Here is a 17,183-nt window from a genome sequence, read left to right on the forward strand (position 1 = left end):
CTCTTTAATTATGCTGTTCCTGAAAAACCTTCAATAAAACTTTTGGGTCAATCATCGCGTTTGGTGCTTTCTTCATTAAATCCAAAACTCGTTTTACCGCACTGGGATTTAAACCCATATCGATGGCAATCTGCTGAATCGCTATTGCTTCTTTTTCATGCAAAATTCCATCACAATGCATAATCAGGGCTAGTCTGTAAAATTGCTGAATACGCTGAAATTCTGATTTTATAATTTGCTTTGTGTTTTCCTGATGAAATAAATCATTAAAATCATTAAGATCAATATTTAATTCCTGTGCAACAAGCCACAAAAAATCATACTCTCTTTTATGCAGTTGCCCATCAACGGTAGAAAAAGCAATCATTTCTAAAAGTAAACTTCTCTTTTCGGCTTCGGTATTCATCAATTTATTATTTTTAGCTAAAATATTATATTTAAATCTAAAACGCAACACAACTGATGATTCGAGGATTCTTCTTTTTTATTTCTCTGTGGATGATCACTATCGGAAATGCACAGCAAAGTACGGCTTCAAAAAATGTATCAACTTTTACGATTGAGGCCCCTCAACTCAAGACCGCAAAAAAAATCTGGATTTACTTCCCAGAAGGCTATTCGGCTTCAGCCAAGAAAAGATACAACGTCATTTATATGCATGATGCTCAAAATTTATTTGATGCCAAAACCTCTTTTGTTGGTGAATGGAATGTAGATGAAAAACTGGACAGTTTAAAAGCACCTGTAATTGTCGTAGGAATTGAACACGGAAACGACAAACGCATCGATGAATTAACACCGTACAAAAATGAAAAATATGGTGGCGGAAATGCAGACAATTATCTTGATTTTATTGTAAAAACATTAAAACCATATATCGATAAAAATTACAATACTAAAACAAAAGCGAAAAACACCACCATAATAGGAAGTTCACTTGGCGGATTGGTTTCTTATTATGCGATTCTGAAATATCCTGAAGTTTTTGGAAAAGCAGGAGTTTTCTCTCCTTCCTTTTGGTTTTCAAAAGACATTTATACCTTAACCGAAAAAGCACCTAAAAACAAAACAAAAATCTATTTTTTATGTGGTGATAAAGAAAGTGATGATATGGTTGGAGAAATGCATAAAATGGAAAAATTATTAGCCACAAAACGCTGCTCTTGTTTACATCTCACAAAATCGAAAGTTGTAAAAGGTGGCGAACATAACGAAAAGTTATGGCGGGATAATTTTGTAAATGCTTTACTTTGGCTTGGCTATTAAAAAATAAAAAAACAATATTACAATCATGAAACTAATTTTAAGAGAATATAACTTAAAGCTAAAACATACTTTTACTATTTCAAGAGAATCTATTGATTTTCAGCCTTCATTAATTGTAGAGTTGCAAAGTGAGGGATTTTCTGGTTTCGGAGAAGCTACTTCAAATCCGTATTACAAAACAACAGTTCCAATGATGATGGCAGATTTGGAAAAAATCAGAACTGTTATTGAAGCAACAGGAAATGAAACCCCAGATGCTTTTTGGGCAAAAATCTATCCGTATTTAAAAGACGATATGTTTGCTTTGTGCGCTTTAGATTTAGCTTACAATGATTTGTACGCACGTCAAAAAGGCAAAAAACTATACGAATTGTGGAACTACACTACTGAAAGAAATCCGCTAACTGATTATACGATTGGAATTGCTTCGATAGAAAAAATGGTTTCAAAAATGCAGGAACTTCCGTGGCCGATTTATAAAATCAAATTAGGAACCAAAGAAGACATTGCTATCGTAAAAGAACTTCGCAAACACACTGATGCTATTTTTAGAATTGATGCCAATTGCGGCTGGGGGGTTGAAGAAACAATTAATAATGCAATCGAATTAAAAAAATTGGGCGTTGAGTTTCTTGAACAGCCTATGAAAGCTGATAACTGGGAAGCACACAAAGAAGTCTTCAAACATTCAGTTCTTCCTGTAATTGCCGATGAAAGCTGTATTATTGAAGAAGATGTTGCCAAATGCCACAATCATTTTCACGGTGTAAATGTAAAATTGGTAAAATGTGGTGGATTGACTCCCGGAAAACGTATGATTGAAGAAGCTAAAAAATTGGGATTGAAAACCATGGTTGGCTGTATGACCGAATCTACTGTTGGAATTTCAGCAATCGCGCATTTACTTCCGCAATTGGATTATGTTGATATGGATGGCGCTCTACTTTTAGCAGAAGATATTGCAACCGGAGTTACGATAAAAAATGGCGTTGTCTCTTATTCTGAACTTAACGGAACCGGCGTTACTCTAATCTAAAAAAGCAATGAATATTAACCAATTTCCAGATCGAATTATCGAAATCGACCAAGAGCAATATTTGTATTTTGGAGGAACAGCCTATTTAGGGTTATCGACAAATAAAGCTTTTCAGGAATTGGTTGTAAAAAATATTCTACAATGGGGAACCACTTATGGAAGTTCACGAAACGCAAATATTAAACTTACAGCTTATGAAAACGGCGAAACTTTTTTAGCCAATTATATTAAAGCGGAAGCTGTAGTTACGGTTTCTTCCGGAATGCTGGCAGGAAAATTAGTCATCGACGAGTTGAAAAAGCAGACTGATACTTTTTTTCATGTTAACGACATTCATCCGGCAATTCAAGTAAATAATAGCTTACCCGTTTTCATCAATAATCAGTTAAATCCAAGATTATTGGACGAAAAAGAAGAGAAAATTACGATTCTGACTGATGGAGTTATTTCTTTTGAAACCAAAGCGACTGACTTAAATTTTTTAGGAGAAATTCCAAAATACAAAGAGATTACATTACTGGTTGATGAATCACATTCTCTTGGAATTCTAGGTAAAAATGGCTGTGGAATTTATTCGGAAATCAATCTTCCTATAAAGAGAAAAATTATGGTTTCGTCTTTAGGAAAAGCTTTTGGTTTAACCGGAGGTGTCATTGCAAGTGATGTTGCTTTTATTCAACAGATCCATAAATCGGAAATCTTTGGTTCAGCGGCCGGAATGAATCCCGCTTTTGTTCAAACTCTCGCTGATGCTGCCGAAATATATCCTGAACAACACCAAAAATTGGTCGAGAATCTTCTTTATATTGACAAAAAACTCATCAAACACGATTCAATTAAATTCAGTAAAAACTATCCTTTAATTTATCTTAAAGATGCAAAGGTTATTGAAGTTTTAAAAGAAAATAAAATCATCATTGCCAGTTTTAAATACAAGCAGGATGCTGATTATCTGAATAGAATTGTAGTTACTGCTAATCATCTTAAAGAAGATTTAGATAAATTAATTGATGTTTTAAATAACTATAATTCAAAATAAATATAGAAAGTTCGCCACTAATTTCACGAATTATCACTAATTATTTTAAAAAACAGCCACAGATTAAAGGATTAAAAGGATTGAAAAATCTGCGAAAATATTTTAATCTGTGGCAAAAAAAAATACTTGCAGAAGCTGCATAAGAAAATAGTTCGGGAGAATTCGGGAATTCGTGGCAAAAAACTTTGAACCAATTCTGCTTCTCTAATTGCTTTTAAAACGTACCTTTGTAAAAAATTAAACGATGACGAATAACGATATCCTAAAAAAACTGCGCGTGGCTTTGATGCTCCGTGATGATCAAATAGTTGAAATTTTAGAATTGGTAGATTTTAGAATTTCAAAATCAGAATTAGGAGCTTTTTTCAGAGCCGAAGATCATGAAAATTACATGGAATGCGGTGATCAGGTTTTGCGTAACTTTTTGAATGGATTAGTAATTCATTTAAGAGGAACCAAAGAAAATCCTAAAAATCCGAATGATGTTTTAGCGAAACATAAAGCTGAAATTCCAAAGAAAGACAGTACAAAGGAAAGACCTGAATTTAAAGCAAGTCCAAAAGATGCTGAAAAAGGAAGAGGCGATAAAGCACCATCTAAAACGGGTCCTGCTGCTAAAAAACCTTTCAAGAAAAAACCAGCATCTCCAAAAATACAAGTTGTAGAGAAGGTTGTTTATAAAAACGGTAAGAATAAAAAATAACTAACGTTAGTTTAACCGCAAAGGGCGCAAGGATTTACGCAAAGTTCGCAAGGCTTATTGATAAAGCTTTGCGAACTTTTCGGTTATATAAAAATCCTACAAGCAAAAAACTTTGCGCACTTTGCAGTTAAATAGCCAGCAAAAAAAATCCCTCCAATTTCTCGGAGGGATTTCTATATAATTGATTTCTTATTTGATTAAGATAATGCAGCTTTAACTTGGTCAGCAGCTTCTTGAAATTGAGTAGCTGATAAAATTGGCATACCAGAGTTGTCAATTAATTCTTTTGCAATTTCAGCATTTGTTCCTTGCAAACGAACGATAATTGGCACATTGATAGCATCACCCATATTTTTGTAAGCGTCAACAACTCCTTGCGCCACACGGTCACAACGAACGATTCCACCAAAAATATTGATCAAAATTGCTTTTACGTTTGGATCTTTTAAGATAATACGGAAAGCAGTTTCAACACGTTTAGCATCAGCAGTTCCACCTACGTCAAGGAAGTTAGCAGGCTCAAAACCAGCGTATTTAATTAAATCCATAGTTGCCATTGCAAGACCAGCTCCGTTTACCATACATCCTACAGTACCGTCAAGATCTACATAGTTCAAACCTACTTCTTTAGCTTCAACTTCGATTGGATTCTCCTCACGGATATCTCTCATTTCAGCATATTTTGGTTGTCTGTATAAAGCATTATCATCGATATTTACTTTAGCATCAACAGCCATAATTTTGTTATCAGATGTTTTCAAAACCGGGTTGATTTCAAACATAGAAGCATCAGAACCAATGTAAGCATTGTATAATGAATCGATGAATTTAACCATTTCTTTGAAAGCATTTCCAGAAAGACCTAAGTTAAAGGCAATTCTTCTTGCCTGAAAACCTTGTAATCCAACAGTTGGATCAACTTCTTCAGTAAAGATTAAGTGCGGCGTGTGCTCAGCAACTTCTTCGATATCCATTCCACCTTCAGTAGAATACATAATCATGTTACGTCCTGTAGCTCTATTCAATAAAACAGAAACATAAAATTCAGAAGTTTCACTTTCACCAGGATAGTATACATCTTCAGCAACTAAAACTTTGTTTACTTTTTTACCTTCAGCAGAAGTTTGAGGTGTAATCAATTGCATTCCGATAATTTGTCCTGCAATTTCTTCAACTTGTTGAAGATTTTTAGCCAACTTAACTCCACCACCTTTTCCACGTCCACCTGCGTGAATTTGTGCTTTTATTACGTGCCATCCTGTACCAGTTTCGGCAGTTAATTGTTTTGCAGCAGCTACAGCTTCAACCGCATTATTAGCTACAATTCCGCGTTGAATGCGTACTCCGTAACTTGCTAAAATTTCTTTTCCTTGATATTCGTGTATGTTCATAATATAGAATTTGTCTGGTTCTGAATTTATTTCAGAATAAAAGTGCGACAAAAGTAGCAAAATTCAACTTAATAGTAAAATCTTTTTCAATTAAAAATGAGTCATTTTCAGATTCGTCGTTAATTCTTTTTCAAAGCAAATAAATAGTTAAACAATTACTTTGTTAATGTTAACAGAAAAACACTATATCGTTTGATATTTAACAAAAATGTCAATGATTACAATACCTTACCGCCGATTTTTCTTAATATAATTTAAAACATATTGTCATTTTATCATTTCGCAATGGATTAAATATAATTATTATCATTTAAGAACCGTTTTTCTAATATTACAACAAAAATGTAAGTCATATTACAATTTCAATACATTATGTTTAACGAAATCTTTATTTTTGTAGAAAAAATATCAAGAATGAAAGTTAAAGAACAAGGGCTTTATTTGCCTGAATTTGAACACGACAATTGTGGTGCAGGATTTATTTGTAATTTGAATGGTATTAAATCTAATGATATTATTCACAAAGCATTGGACATCTTAATAAAATTGGAACATCGTGGTGCCGTTAGTTCTGATGGAAGAACTGGAGACGGAGCTGGAATTTTATTCGACATCCCACATAACTTTTTCAAAAAAGTATGTGACTTTGAAATCCCTGAAACACGTGAGTATGCAGTAGGAATGGTTTTTTTACCAAAAAGCAAAAACCAGGTTTCTTTTTGTATGAACACTTTTGAAGCAACTATTAAAGACCAAAATTTAAAAGTCTTAGGTTGGAGAGATGTACCTGTTGAAGTTGAAAATTTAGGGCAGATTGCCGCAGAAAAAGAACCAACAGTTAAACAGGTTTTTGTTAGCAAAAACGGTCAGGATTTAACTGAAAATGAATTTAATGCAAAACTTTTTGCAGCTAGAAAAATTGCCGAACACGCTATTAGAGGCTCTAAAACCTCTGAAAGCCATATGTTTTATTTCTCTAGTTTATCGACAACTACCATAATATATAAAGGTCTATTGATGCCGGAAGACATCAGCCGTTATTATGTTGACTTAAAAGATCCAGATTTAGTGACTCGTTTGGCGTTAGTTCACCAGCGTTTCTCTACAAATACTTTCCCTTCATGGGAATTAGCTCAGCCATTTAGATACATGTGTCATAATGGTGAGATTAACACACTTCGTGGAAACGTAAGCCGTATGCGTGCTCGTGAAGAGCTTATGCAAAGCAAAGTTTTTGGCGATGATATCAAAAAGTTATTCCCAATTATCTTAGAAGGAAAATCAGATTCTGCTTCTATGGATATGGTGGTTGAGCTTCTATTGATGACCGGCCGTTCATTGCCTGAAGCGATGATGATGGTGGTTCCTGAAGCTTGGGAAAAACACCAGACGATGTCTCCTGAAAAAAGAGCGTTTTACGAATTTAACGCTTGTATCATGGAACCTTGGGATGGTCCTGCTTCTATTCCGTTTACAGATGGTAACGTAATTGGTGCGTTATTAGACAGAAACGGTTTGCGTCCTTCCCGTTACACTTTGACAAAAAGCGGTTTCGTAATCATGTCATCAGAAATTGGTGTATTGGATATCGATCCTGAGGATGTAATTAAACACGGTCGTCTTGAGCCAGGAAAAATGTTCCTTGTTGATATGAACGAAGGCCGTATTATTGAGGATGAAGAGGTTAAAAATTCAATCGTAACAAAACGTCCTTATAAAGAATGGTTGGATGCGAATTTACTGCCATTAGCTAAAATTCCATACACAAATAATCCGACTCCGGTCGAGAAATTAGATTTCCAAACCAGACAACGTTTATTTGGTTACACTATTGAAGATTTAAAAACAATCATCAATCCAATGGGAGGTCAGGGAGCTGAAGCCATCAGTTCTATGGGTAACGATACGCCTTTGGCAGTATTGTCAGACCAGCCTCAATTGTTGTACAACTATTTCAAACAATTATTTGCTCAGGTTACCAACCCGCCTTTGGATGGTATTCGTGAGGAAATCATTACTGATATCAGTTTAGCAGTTGGTGGAGATTTCAATATTTTCGAAATTGAATCTAAACAATGTAAAAAATTAAAAATTCAAAATCCGGTTATCTCTAACGAGGATTTAGATAAAATCAGAAACATTGACCACGCAGATTTTAAATCGGCTACTATTTCTACTTTATATAAAATAGAAAAAGGTGTTAACGGTTTGGAACGTGCGCTTGAAAAATGTGTTCAGGCAACTTACAAGGCGGTTTCTGAAGGCTGTAACGTAATCATTTTGTCTGACAGAGGCGTGAGCGAACAAATGGCTCCAATTCCTATGTTATTGGCTTGTTCTTACATTCACCATTCTTTGAACATTTTACAGGTTCGTTCTAAATTCGGAATCATAATCGAATCTGCAGAACCTCGTGAGCCGCATCATTTTGCTTTATTGTTCGGATACGGTGCAAGTGCGATCAATCCATACATGGTAAACGAAATCATTCACGATCAGGTTGCACAAGGATTTATTACAGGAGTAAAAGCTGATTATGCAGTTGTAAACTACAACAAAGCGATTGCAAAAGGAATCGTTAAAATCATGAACAAAATTGGAATCTCTACTTTACATTCGTACAGAGCGGCTCAAATTTTCGAGATTCTAGGTTTAAATAAAACATTTACTTCTAAATATTTCCCTTATACACCTTCAAGAATAGAAGGAATTGGTTTGATGGAAGTTGAAAAAGAAGTTAAAAAACGTTTCCAAAAAGCATTCCCAAATTCAAAAGTTGCCAACTTATTGCCTTTAGAAATTGGAGGTATTTACAGATGGAGACGTGGTGGTGAAAAACACATGTTTAACCCGACAACTATTGCTAAACTACAACAGGCAGTTCGTTTGAACAGTCCTGAAAGTTATAAAGAATACTCTAATATGGTAAACGAGCAAAGCTCAAACCTAATGACTATTAGAGGTATGTTTGAATTCAACAACTTAGATCCAATTTCTATTGATGAAGTAGAGCCTTGGACAGAAATTGTGAAGAAATTCAAAACGGGTGCGATGTCTTACGGATCTATTAGTAGAGAAGCACACGAGAATTTAGCGATTGCAATGAACAGAATTGGCGGAAAAAGTAATTCTGGAGAAGGTGGAGAAGACCCAAAACGTTTCCAGAAAGAAATCAACGGAGATTCAAGAAACAGTGCAATCAAACAAGTTGCTTCGGGACGTTTTGGTGTTTCGATCAACTATTTGACAAACGCTAAAGAAATTCAGATTAAAATGGCTCAGGGTGCAAAACCTGGAGAAGGTGGACAATTACCTGGAGAAAAAGTGGTGCCTTGGATTGCTGAAACGAGAAACTCTACACCTTATGTAGGTTTGATTTCGCCTCCGCCTCACCACGATATTTACTCTATTGAGGATTTATCTCAGTTGATTTTCGACTTAAAAAATGCCAATCGTGAGGCGCGTGTAAACGTAAAATTAGTTTCTGAAGTAGGTGTTGGAACAATTGCTGCCGGTGTTGCCAAAGCAAAAGCTGATGTTATCCTTATTTCAGGTTATGACGGAGGAACTGGTGCTGCACCATTAACTTCCTTACAACATACTGGAATTCCATGGGAACTTGGTTTAGCTGAAGCACAACAAACTTTGATCTTAAATGATTTAAGAAGCCGTGTGGTTTTAGAGTGTGACGGACAGTTGAAAACAGGTCGTGACGTAGCTATTGCTGCATTGTTAGGAGCTGAAGAATTTGGTTTCGCTACTGCTCCGCTTGTGGCTTCTGGCTGTATTATGATGAGAGCTTGTCACTTAAATACATGTCCGGTTGGTATTGCAACTCAGGATCCTGAATTGAGAAAAAATTTCAAAGGAACTCCAGAGCACGTAATCAACTTCATGTATTTTATTGCTGAGGAATTAAGAGAGATCATGGCACAATTAGGTTTCAGAACCTTAAAAGAAATGGTGGGTCAATCACAAAAATTAAATGTGAACAAAGCGATCAAACATTACAAAGCCAATGGTTTAGATTTATCATCAATTCTATACAAACCGGAAAAAGCTAAAACAGAGCCGATTCACAATACAACTGAACAAGATCACCAACTTGAAAATGTATTGGATTTTGATATTATCAAAGAAGCGATTCCTTCTATTTATAGAAAAGAAAAAACAAGAGTTACATTTAAAATTAAAAATACAGACCGTTCTGTAGGTGCCATTTTGAGTAATGAAATCTCAAAAATATATGGCGCACAAGGTTTACCTGAAGACACTATTTTAGTTGATTTTGAAGGTTCTGCCGGACAAAGTTTTGGTGCTTTTGCAACAAACGGATTGTCGTTTAAAATTCACGGAAACTGTAATGATTATTTAGGAAAAGGACTTTCCGGAGGAAAATTGATTATCAAAGTCCCTCCTACTGCAACCTTCAAACCTGAAGAAAACATCATTATTGGAAACGTTGCCCTTTACGGAGCTATTACCGGAGAGGCTTATATTAATGGAATGGCCGGAGAGCGTTTTTGTGTGAGAAATTCTGGAGCAACTGCGGTTGTTGAAGGAATTGGAGATCACGGATGCGAGTACATGACCGGTGGTACTGTAGTTGTTTTAGGAAAAACAGGAAGAAACTTCGCAGCTGGTATGAGCGGTGGTGTAGCTTATGTTTATGATCCAAAACAACAATTCGATGCAACATTATGCAACATGGAAATGGTTGCTTTTGATCCTATCGAAGAAGAAGATGTGACCAAATTGAGAAAATTAATCAAAAATCACTCTTTGTACACCAACAGTCCATTAGCAAAAAGAATTTTAGCAGACTGGGAAAATGAGCAGAAACATTTCGTAAAAGTAATGCCAACTGATTACAAAAAAGCATTACAACGAATTGCAGAAGAGAAAAAAATAGAAGAATTAATAGCTGGATAAAAATCAATTTCAAAAATCAAAAATCAATTTCAATGGCAATGCAAATGTCAATAAAAAATTGGAATTTGGAATTTAAAGAAGTTGGAATTTAATTAAAATGTCATGGGTAAAATAGGCGGATTTAAAGAATATAACAGAGCCGACGAAAGTAATGTAGCAGTTGCAGAACGTGTTTCGAACTACAACGAATTTACTATTCCGTTAACAGAAGATAAGAAAAAAGAACAAGGTTCAAGATGTATGGATTGTGGTATTCCTTTTTGCCACAGTGCTTGTCCATTAGGAAATTTAATTCCTGACTTTAACGACATGGTACATCAGGAAGAATGGCAAGGTGCATTGGAGATTTTACAATCTACCAATAACTTTCCGGAATTTACAGGTCGCTTATGCCCTGCTCCATGTGAGAAATCATGTGTATTAGGAATCATCAAAGAACCGGTTGCAATCGAAAACATCGAGAAAAACATCATCGAAAGAGGTTTTGCTGAAGGATGGATCAAACCACAGCCACCAACAAAGAGAACAGGAAAAACTGTTGCTGTTATTGGTTCAGGTCCTGCTGGTTTGGCGGCGGCTCAACAATTAAACAGAGCAGGTCACACTGTAACGGTTTTTGAAAGAGACAATGCTATTGGAGGTTTATTACGTTACGGAATTCCAAATTTCAAATTAGAAAAAGGAATTATCGACAGACGTGTAGCGATCCTTGAAGCAGAAGGAATCACTTTCAAAACTAATGTAAATGTTGGAGTAAACTTTAGCGTTGAAGAACTAAATTCTTTTGATTCTATCGTATTATGCGGTGGAGCAACGGAGAGAAGAAGTTTGCCAACTAAAGGAATCGATAGCAAAGGTGTTGTTCAGGCAATGGATTTCTTAACACAGCAAACGAAAGTTTTATACGGAGAGTCAATTCCAGACCAGGTAATGGCAACTGGAAAAGACGTAATCGTAATTGGTGGTGGAGATACAGGTTCAGATTGTATCGGAACATCCAACAGACACGGAGCAAAATCAGTAACTAACTTTGAGATTTTACCAAAACCTCCAGTTGGAAGAAGCGAATCAACGCCTTGGCCTTTCTGGCCGCTGCAGTTGAAAACGTCATCTTCTCACGAAGAAGGCTGCGACAGAAACTGGTTAATCAATACTAAAGAATTCCTGGCGAACGAAAAAGGAGAATTAGTGGGATTAAAAACAGTTGAAGTACAATGGAAAATGACTCCGGGTCAGCGTCCTGAATTGATCGAAAGAGAAGGTTCAGAAAAAATCTGGCCTTGCGATTTGGCTTTATTGGCTTTAGGATTTACAGGTCCTGAGAAAACTTTAAGCGAGCAATTAGGTCTTGAAGTTGACATGAGAAGCAACTATAAAGCAAAAAATTATCAAACGAATGTTCCTCACATTTTCACCGCTGGTGATATGCGAAGAGGACAATCGTTAATTGTATGGGCTATTTCAGAAGGTCGAGAAGCAGCAAGAGAAGTAGATTTGTTCTTAATGGGCTCTACCAACTTGCCAACCAAAGGAAACGGAGATTTACCGAGTTTATAGTTTTGAAGGTTCTGAGTTGCTAAGGTACTGAGGGACTAAGGTTCTCTTTCTAACCTAAATCTTAAGAACTTAAAAGTTAAAATCATTAAGTCTTTATTCCAATAAACAACATTACTACTAACAAACCCTTGAATTTACATTCAGGGGTTTTGTTTTTTTGCCACAGATTATATGGATTAAAGTGATCTTTTGTTTGCCACAAATTACACTAATTTCCACAAATTTCTTTTTTGCTCGCTTCTAAAATTAAACATAGCCCGTGGTTTCAACCACGGGAACACAATAGATGATTACGTCCAATTCCCAACGTTTGCCGTGGTTGAAACCACGGGCTATGTTTTGAGCCTTTTATGAAAAATTCAAAATTAAAAAATCTAATCTTCAGACATAGCGAGCGGTTTCAACCGCGGGGACACAATATATGATTACGTCTAATCCGAAACGTTTCCCATGGTTGAATCCACGGGCTATGTTTTATGCATTTTGCTGAAATTCAAAATAAAATTCGCGAAAATTCGTGTACTTCGTAGCAAAAAAATCTACGCTAATCCTTTAATCTGTGGCAAAATCTTAGTACCTTAGAATCTTAGCTCCTCAGAACCTAAAAAGAATTTATAAAAATTCGAAATAAAGCACTTTTTGTTCAAAAACAAACAATTTGTTACAATTTGTTATTTTTCTACAAATAATTTGCAGTTACTCAAAAGTATAATAACTTTGCCCAAAATAGTTTAAAAAAATGCAAGCAAAAGATTTACTGCAGTTAGCAGAGCAATTTGGAAGTCCATTATATGTTTATGATGCCGAAAAAATCCAATCACAGTACAACAGGTTAACTAAAGCTTTCTCTAAAGTAGAGAACTTGAGAGTTAATTATGCCATGAAGGCATTGTCTAACGTTGCGATTCTTCAGTTATTAAAGAACATGGGGTCTGGGTTAGATACTGTATCAATTCAAGAAGTTTTATTGGGACTTCATGCTGGCTATGAACCTGAAAAAATCTTTTTTACGCCAAACGGAGTTTCTTTAGAAGAAATCGAAGAAGTTGCTGCAATGGGTGTTCAAATTAATATTGATAACTTATCTATTCTGGAGCAATTCGGAACAAAATATCCTCAAATTCCGGTATGTATTCGTATTAATCCGCATGTAATGGCGGGTGGAAATGCTAATATTTCTGTGGGACATATCGATAGTAAATTCGGAATCTCGGTACATCAGATACCACATATCCTGCGAATTGTCGAAAATACAAAAATGAGTATTGTTGGAATTCACATGCACACAGGATCAGATATTTTAGATATCGAAGTATTCTTGTATGCTGCTGAAATCTTGTTTGATACTGCAAAACACTTTAAAAATCTTGAATTTTTAGATTTCGGAAGCGGATTTAAAGTACCTTACAAAAAAGACGATATCGAAACAGATATTGAAGAATTAGGTAAAAAATTATCAAAAAGATTCAACGCTTTCTGTGCAGAATATGGTAAAGATTTAACGTTGATTTTCGAACCAGGTAAGTTTTTGGTGAGTGAAGCGGGTTACTTCTTAGCAAAAGTAAATGTAGTAAAACAAACAACTTCAACAGTTTTCGCAGGAGTTGATAGTGGTTTCAATCACTTAATTCGTCCGATGTTTTACGGTTCACAACACTACATTGAAAACATCTCGAACCCAAAAGGAAAAGAGCGTTTTTACTCTGTTGTAGGATATATTTGTGAAACTGATACGTTTGCTAACAATCGCAAAATTTCAGAAATTACTGAAGGTGATATTTTAGCTTTCAGAAATGCAGGAGCATATTGCTTCTCCATGTCTTCGAACTACAATTCAAGATACAAACCAGCTGAAGTTTTATGGAAAGACGGAAAAGGAATCTTAATTCGCCAACACGAAACATTCGAAGATTTGCTTAAAAATCAAATTCCGTTGCCACAAGAAATTGCTGCAACAGTTTAAAATAAAAAAAAAGAGAATATCAAGTGTAAAAATCCCGTTTCATTTTTTGAAGCGGGATTTTTTTTGGTTTCGCGCAGATTTTGCAGATTCTTATTTCACCCAGTCTTGTCAGGCTGAGCGAAGTCGAAGCCCCGTAAGCAACCATTTTGTTTGTCATCCCACCGAATGAGGAATCTCCACAAGTAACCCCCTTGCTAGCGCGAGCGTCCCGCTCGTGAACGTAAGCCTGAAAACACTGAATTTAAAAACTTTGCGGGCACGAGCGGGACGCTCGCGCTAGCATAAGAATGCAAGAATGCCACTTATGAACACAAGTCACAAAAATTTATACATTATGTTTATCTTTGTTTATTCATTAAAAGAAATCTTAAAAAATGAAACCACAAATTCGAATTCTGCTTTATTCACTCTTATTTTTTACTTATAGTTTTGCTACTTCGCCTTTACTTGCGCTGGGCGAAAAATTAAAAGATCATAGATTCATTACGCTGGGATGCGGTTTTCTTATTATCAATATTGTTTTTTCTTTTTTAGTTCTAAAATGGACGCCATTATTTAATATAACGTGTTCTATTTTGATTTCAATTTTTGCACTATTCTTTGCTTTGAAATTTACCAATTTACAGCTGCTTACAAAATATGATCCTTACCTGATTAAAACAGCTATCCTGACTAATGCAATATTTTCAATTATCTTATGGGAAATTGCTTATCAGATAAAAATTAGAAAACAAAAAAATTAAACTATGCGTTAGACGCACTGCTGTGCGCCTCTACAATTAGACGTATTACGTCCCTCTACATTTTTCATTTTATCTGACATTTAAAGCTATAGCGCATCACTGAGATACGTCTTCATTTCTACATTTTCTAATTTAAAATTCGTAATTTTATTACACGACTATTATGGAATGGTGGAGATAGAATGCTAATTTTTTAAAGTTATTATTATGAAAACTAAAAAAATATGGGCCAATTTAGGCGTAGAAGATTTGGCACGCACAACTAAATTCTATAGCGAATTAGGATTTAAACCAAATGGTACAAATACAGATTTAACAAGTTTTTGTTTTGGCGATGATGATTTTATAATTCATTTTTTTACAAAAGAAAGATTCAAGTGGGCAGTCAATGATGAAATGGCCGATTTGAAACAAGGTAACGAAATCATATTTTCTCTTTCGGCTGAAAGTGTTGATGAAGTACATCAAAGATTGCTGGCTGTTAAAAGCGCTGGCGGGAAAGTTTTCGCTGAACCACAAAATTTTGAAAAAGGCTATTTCTTTGGATTTTCTGATCCTGACGGACATAAATTTAATGTTTTGTACTGGCCGAAATAAATCATGCTACACTTCGAATACACGAAATTTTAAAAAAATCATAGTAGCTTTTTTCGCAACCAAAAAGTTGCTTATATTTGCAACTGATTGATTGCGTGTTTAAATAATTTAAAAATGAAACGAGATATTTTTCAGGCAATTGCTGACCCGACCCGAAGAGCCATTTTAGTATTAGTTGCTACTAATGCCCTTACGCCAAATGCGATTGCGGAACAATTTAACACCACAAGGCAAGCCGTTTCTAAACACATTAAAATTCTTAATGAATGTGAACTGTTAGACGAGAAAAAAGTTGGAAGAGAAATTTATTATCAGCTAAAAATTGACAAAATGAAAGAAGTTGACAAATGGCTGGCTCAGTTTAAAGAAATTTGGGAAAACCGTTTCAGTCAATTGGATCAAGTATTAATGAATCTAAAATCTAAAGAAAATGAAATCTAATCTATTGATGAATTTTACCGTAGATCAGGAAAATAGCACGGTAAATGTAAAACGTGAATTTAATGCCTCTCTTGATAATGTTTGGTCGGCCTGGACAGAACCCGAAATATTAGACCAGTGGTGGGCGCCATCGCCATGGAAAGCCAAAACAAAATTTATGGATTTTAAAGTAGGCGGGCGGAGACTATATGCCATGGTTGGTCCGCAAGGTGAAGAACATTGGGCTATTGCCGATTTTACATCAATAACACCAAAATCAAATTTTAAATATCTGGACGCTTTTTCAGATAGCGATGGAAATTTAAACAAAGATTTTCCACGTTCTGACTGGAATGTGAATTTCTCTGAACAAGGTGCTGGCACTTTTGTAGACATTGCTATCAAACATGAAAATCTATCCGATTTAGAAAAAATCATCGAAATGGGTTTCAAAGAAGGTTTCACCATTGCGATGGAAGGTTTGGACAAAATATTTGCTTCGAGAGGGAAGTAATTTTTAATTATTACATTTTATGGAATCCCGTTCGTTTAAGGCGAATGGGATTTCTTTTTGACATTAACTGTAAATCAAAATTTGTATTTTAGCTTCTTACAACTTGTTCTAAAAAATTCAAAACTGGTCATTAAATATTTCAAAATGAATAAATTACACTTACTTGCCTGCTTATTTTTTTCTTTAACTTCAATTTTTAGCCAAACAAGCAATTCTCAATCAACCGATGCTGGTAAACCTTTTGTATTAGGCGTTATTAATGAAATTCAATCGAAAGAATTAGGCGAAAAAAGAATCCTGAATATCTATCTGCCTGAAGGTTATAATCCAAATGAAGCTACAAAATATCCCGTGATTTATTTATTAGACGGATCGGCCGATGAAGATTTTATTCATATTTCAGGATTAGTTCAATTTAATAGTTTTGAATGGGTAAATCAGGTCCCAAAATCAATTGTTGTCGGTATTGGTACGGTTGACAGAAGAAGAGATTTTACTTTTCCGACAACTATAGAAAAAGACCAAAAGCGTTTTCCAACTTCCGGTCATTCGGATAAATTCATTGCTTTTATCGAAAAAGAATTACAGCCTTTCATAGATAAAAAATACAAAACAACGAATTCTAAAATGATTATCGGACAATCATTAGGTGGATTGTTAGAAACAGAAATATTATTAAAAAAACCAAACCTGTTTAATAAATACATCATCGTAAGTCCGAGTTTATGGTGGAATAATGGCTCATTGTTAAATGACGATTCTATTATTTTTCAGCAAAGTTTTAATCAACCAATTGATATTTACATCGCAGTGGGCAAAGAAGGTCTTACGCCAACAGAAATCCCAAGAGTAATGGAAGTTGACGCCAATTTACTAGCAGAAAGAATTAAATCTTCTACAAACAAAAACATAAAAGTGAATTTTGAATATTTCCCTGAAGAAAACCACGCTACCATTTTGCATCCGGCCGTTGCTCATTCTTTTAGAGTATTATATTCTAAACCGCAAGAATAACAAATAAA

14 protein-coding genes are annotated in these 17,183 nt (G+C 35.1%); 12 read left to right on the forward strand and 2 right to left on the reverse strand.

All coding sequences use genetic code 11. The features are described from left to right. Nucleotides 1-4 precede the first annotated feature (4 nt). Entirely contained in the window at nt 5-406 is a 402-nt protein-coding gene (locus J2X17_RS08610) for an excinuclease ABC subunit B (protein WP_310296564.1), read from the reverse strand. A gap of 56 nt (nt 407-462) precedes the next feature. Here J2X17_RS08610 and J2X17_RS08615 point away from each other — a divergent pair, with 56 nt between their 5' ends. The 4 genes from J2X17_RS08615 (at nt 463) to J2X17_RS08630 (ending at nt 4,044) form a co-directional block, all read left to right on the forward strand. Then, complete coding sequence (locus J2X17_RS08615; protein ID WP_310296566.1) at nt 463-1,266, forward strand: alpha/beta hydrolase; 804 nt, start codon at nt 463-465, stop codon at nt 1,264-1,266. 25 nt (nt 1,267-1,291) lie between these two features. Next, nucleotides 1,292-2,302 carry a dipeptide epimerase gene (locus tag J2X17_RS08620; protein WP_310296567.1) on the forward strand — a complete coding sequence of 337 codons (1,011 nt, stop codon included), beginning with the start codon at nt 1,292-1,294 and terminating at the stop codon, nt 2,300-2,302. 7 nt (nt 2,303-2,309) lie between these two features. Further along, nucleotides 2,310-3,341, forward strand: a complete 1,032-nt coding sequence (locus J2X17_RS08625; protein ID WP_310296569.1) for an aminotransferase class I/II-fold pyridoxal phosphate-dependent enzyme — start codon at nt 2,310-2,312, stop codon at nt 3,339-3,341. A 244-nt stretch (nt 3,342-3,585) separates the two neighbouring features. Continuing rightward, entirely contained in the window at nt 3,586-4,044 is a 459-nt protein-coding gene (locus tag J2X17_RS08630) for a DUF1456 family protein (RefSeq protein ID WP_310296570.1), read from the forward strand. A gap of 197 nt (nt 4,045-4,241) precedes the next feature. Here J2X17_RS08630 and sucC read toward each other — a convergent pair whose 3' ends face one another. Then, nucleotides 4,242-5,435 (reverse strand): ADP-forming succinate--CoA ligase subunit beta, encoded by a 1,194-nt coding sequence (sucC, locus tag J2X17_RS08635; RefSeq protein ID WP_072976052.1) that lies wholly within the window; start codon nt 5,433-5,435, stop codon nt 4,242-4,244. A gap of 414 nt (nt 5,436-5,849) precedes the next feature. Between sucC and gltB the strand changes: the two genes are divergently transcribed. The 8 genes from gltB (at nt 5,850) to J2X17_RS08675 (ending at nt 17,175) form a co-directional block, all read left to right on the forward strand. Next, complete coding sequence (gene gltB, locus J2X17_RS08640; protein WP_310296572.1) at nt 5,850-10,367, forward strand: glutamate synthase large subunit; 4,518 nt, start codon at nt 5,850-5,852, stop codon at nt 10,365-10,367. 102 nt (nt 10,368-10,469) lie between these two features. Beyond that, nucleotides 10,470-11,924 carry a glutamate synthase subunit beta gene (locus J2X17_RS08645; protein ID WP_310296574.1) on the forward strand — a complete coding sequence of 485 codons (1,455 nt, stop codon included), beginning with the start codon at nt 10,470-10,472 and terminating at the stop codon, nt 11,922-11,924. 739 nt (nt 11,925-12,663) lie between these two features. Next, nucleotides 12,664-13,887: a diaminopimelate decarboxylase gene (gene lysA / locus J2X17_RS08650; protein WP_310296576.1), complete on the forward strand. Its 1,224-nt coding sequence runs from the start codon at nt 12,664-12,666 to the stop codon at nt 13,885-13,887. Between the two features lie 374 nt (nt 13,888-14,261). After that, nucleotides 14,262-14,630 carry a hypothetical protein gene (locus J2X17_RS08655; protein ID WP_310296578.1) on the forward strand — a complete coding sequence of 123 codons (369 nt, stop codon included), beginning with the start codon at nt 14,262-14,264 and terminating at the stop codon, nt 14,628-14,630. 207 nt (nt 14,631-14,837) lie between these two features. Beyond that, nucleotides 14,838-15,227 (forward strand): VOC family protein, encoded by a 390-nt coding sequence (locus J2X17_RS08660; RefSeq protein ID WP_310296580.1) that lies wholly within the window; start codon nt 14,838-14,840, stop codon nt 15,225-15,227. 114 nt (nt 15,228-15,341) lie between these two features. Continuing rightward, a complete protein-coding gene (locus tag J2X17_RS08665) occupies nt 15,342-15,668 on the forward strand; it encodes an ArsR/SmtB family transcription factor (RefSeq protein ID WP_310296582.1) in 327 nt (108 codons plus the stop codon). Then, a complete protein-coding gene (locus tag J2X17_RS08670; protein ID WP_310296583.1) occupies nt 15,658-16,161 on the forward strand; it encodes an SRPBCC family protein in 504 nt (167 codons plus the stop codon). The genes J2X17_RS08665 and J2X17_RS08670 overlap by 11 nt, the downstream gene beginning before the upstream one ends. A gap of 144 nt (nt 16,162-16,305) precedes the next feature. Next, the gene (locus tag J2X17_RS08675; protein WP_310296585.1) at nt 16,306-17,175 is read left to right on the forward strand and encodes an alpha/beta hydrolase; all 870 of its coding nucleotides are present in this window, start codon (nt 16,306-16,308) and stop codon (nt 17,173-17,175) included. Nucleotides 17,176-17,183: the final 8 nt, after the last annotated feature.

The sequence above is a fragment of the Flavobacterium aquidurense genome (assembly GCF_031458035.1).
Taxonomy (GTDB): Bacteria; Bacteroidota; Bacteroidia; order Flavobacteriales; family Flavobacteriaceae; genus Flavobacterium; species Flavobacterium aquidurense_C.

Excerpts from the sequence above, each read along its gene's own strand:
- J2X17_RS08675 (WP_310296585.1), top strand. The coding sequence starts at position 16,306 with ATGAATAAATTACACTTACTTGCCTGCTTATTTTTTTCTTTAACTTCA.
- J2X17_RS08660 (WP_310296580.1), top strand. The coding sequence starts at position 14,838 with ATGAAAACTAAAAAAATATGGGCCAATTTAGGCGTAGAAGATTTGGCA.
- J2X17_RS08670 (WP_310296583.1), top strand. The coding sequence starts at position 15,658 with ATGAAATCTAATCTATTGATGAATTTTACCGTAGATCAGGAAAATAGC.
- J2X17_RS08610 (WP_310296564.1), bottom strand. The coding sequence starts at position 406 with ATGAATACCGAAGCCGAAAAGAGAAGTTTACTTTTAGAAATGATTGCT.
- gltB (WP_310296572.1), top strand. The coding sequence starts at position 5,850 with ATGAAAGTTAAAGAACAAGGGCTTTATTTGCCTGAATTTGAACACGAC.
- J2X17_RS08645 (WP_310296574.1), top strand. The coding sequence starts at position 10,470 with ATGGGTAAAATAGGCGGATTTAAAGAATATAACAGAGCCGACGAAAGT.
- sucC (WP_072976052.1), bottom strand. The coding sequence starts at position 5,435 with ATGAACATACACGAATATCAAGGAAAAGAAATTTTAGCAAGTTACGGA.
- J2X17_RS08620 (WP_310296567.1), top strand. The coding sequence starts at position 1,292 with ATGAAACTAATTTTAAGAGAATATAACTTAAAGCTAAAACATACTTTT.
- J2X17_RS08615 (WP_310296566.1), top strand. The coding sequence starts at position 463 with ATGATTCGAGGATTCTTCTTTTTTATTTCTCTGTGGATGATCACTATC.
- J2X17_RS08655 (WP_310296578.1), top strand. The coding sequence starts at position 14,262 with ATGAAACCACAAATTCGAATTCTGCTTTATTCACTCTTATTTTTTACT.
- J2X17_RS08625 (WP_310296569.1), top strand. The coding sequence starts at position 2,310 with ATGAATATTAACCAATTTCCAGATCGAATTATCGAAATCGACCAAGAG.
- J2X17_RS08630 (WP_310296570.1), top strand. The coding sequence starts at position 3,586 with ATGACGAATAACGATATCCTAAAAAAACTGCGCGTGGCTTTGATGCTC.
- lysA (WP_310296576.1), top strand. The coding sequence starts at position 12,664 with ATGCAAGCAAAAGATTTACTGCAGTTAGCAGAGCAATTTGGAAGTCCA.
- J2X17_RS08665 (WP_310296582.1), top strand. The coding sequence starts at position 15,342 with ATGAAACGAGATATTTTTCAGGCAATTGCTGACCCGACCCGAAGAGCC.